The sequence below is a fragment of the Streptosporangium amethystogenes genome (genome assembly GCF_000721075.1).
Classification (GTDB): domain Bacteria; phylum Actinomycetota; class Actinomycetes; order Streptosporangiales; family Streptosporangiaceae; genus Streptosporangium; species Streptosporangium amethystogenes.
In genome coordinates this window covers 1-1,366 of sequence record NZ_JOEQ01000129.1, presented here as the reverse complement: position 1 = coordinate 1,366, position 1,366 = coordinate 1, and the positions used below count along the sequence as shown (strand labels likewise).

The following is a 1,366-nucleotide window of genomic DNA, read 5'->3' as shown; positions in this document are numbered from 1 at the left end:
CACCGGCGAGAACAACGTCGCGTCATAGGCGTGGGCCGCGTTCCAGTACGGATAGTTCAGCAGCACCACATCACCCGGACGCAGGTTCTCCCGCCCCACGTACTCCACCCCCTTGCGGATGGAGTAGTCGTTGGCACCGAGGAAGCGGCTCAGCCCCGTCGACTCGGCGACCAGGCGCAGGCCGGAGTCGTAGACGGAGATGCCGAAGTCGAAGACCTCGTAGATGATCGGATTGAAAGCGGTACGTACGAGCGTGGCCCGCATCTCCTCGGCGGCCGAGCTGAGATGACTGCGCACCACCTCGACCGTCGCGCCGTCCACCCGCGGCTGAGCCGTGCGACGTCACGGCGGACCAGCTCCGGATCGCGCTCGCACGGATCCCCGTGCCCGCCGCCCCCGGCGGTCAGCAACCTGATCCGGTCACCGACCCGCACCCTGGTCCGCCGGCCGCGACCGCGTCTTCTTGATGACCGACAGGAACTCCCCCTCCGTGACGAACCGGATGTCCCTTCGCAAACCCACCCCACCGCGGAACCGCCCGGCCCCACCGGAGTCCTCGCGCATCTCCATCCGCTCGAAGAACATCCCGGTCCGCGCCTCCAGGACCTCGATCGGGGTGATCCTCCCGGTGCTGCCCGAGACGTGGGTGGCGGCGTTCATACCGTCGTGGGAGGGGGTGGCGCCCCAGCCGACCGGGTCGTTGTTGCTGACCGCGAACATCTGCCCGGTCTCCGGATGGATCCCGACCATCATGAACCCCGGCACGTCCCCTCCGGAGGAGGCGGGCAACCTCTCCGGCATACCCTGCGCCAGCGCCTTCAGGATGAGCTCGACCGCGACGATGCCGGTCCACAGGGTGAACGTCGGCTGCGGGTAGACCGCGTGGAAGAGCGTGCCGGGCTCGGCCCGCACCCGCAGGGGCACGGTCGTGCCGAAGTTGGACGGCTCGTCGGGCGAGGTGAGCGACTTGAGGACCACCTTGCAGATCGCCTCGGTGGCGCCGAACGGCATGTTGATCGGACCGGGCGTGGCCGGCGCGGAACCGTCGAAGTCGACGGTGAAGGTGCCGTCGGCGATGGTGACGGTGACCTGCATGCGGACCGGGTCCTCGGTGATGCCGTCGTCGTCGACCCAGTCGACCGCGGTCCACGACCCCTGCGGCAGCTCGGCGAGTGCGGCGCGGGTGCGCGCCTCGCCGTCCTCGATCATCCGTCCGACGGCGGCCTCCACCGTCGGGCGGCCGAACTTCTCCAGGATCTCCAGGAACCGGCGCTCGCCGGTGCGCAACGCGGCGACCTGCGCGTTCAGATCACCGATCACCAGATCCGGCATCCGCGAGTTGAACCGGATCAACTCGATGATCTCC

2 protein-coding genes are annotated in these 1,366 nt (G+C 69.0%); both read right to left on the bottom strand.

The genetic code is table 11. From position 1 onward, the window contains the following. Window positions 1-321 (bottom strand): hydantoinase B/oxoprolinase family protein (locus IG98_RS51765; RefSeq protein ID WP_030926532.1); only part of this gene is annotated, 321 nt, incomplete at its 3' end. A 99-nt stretch (window positions 322-420) separates the two neighbouring features. Next, a partial coding sequence (locus IG98_RS0143920) for a hydantoinase B/oxoprolinase family protein (protein WP_211264392.1) occupies window positions 421-1,366 on the bottom strand: 946 nt, incomplete at its 5' end.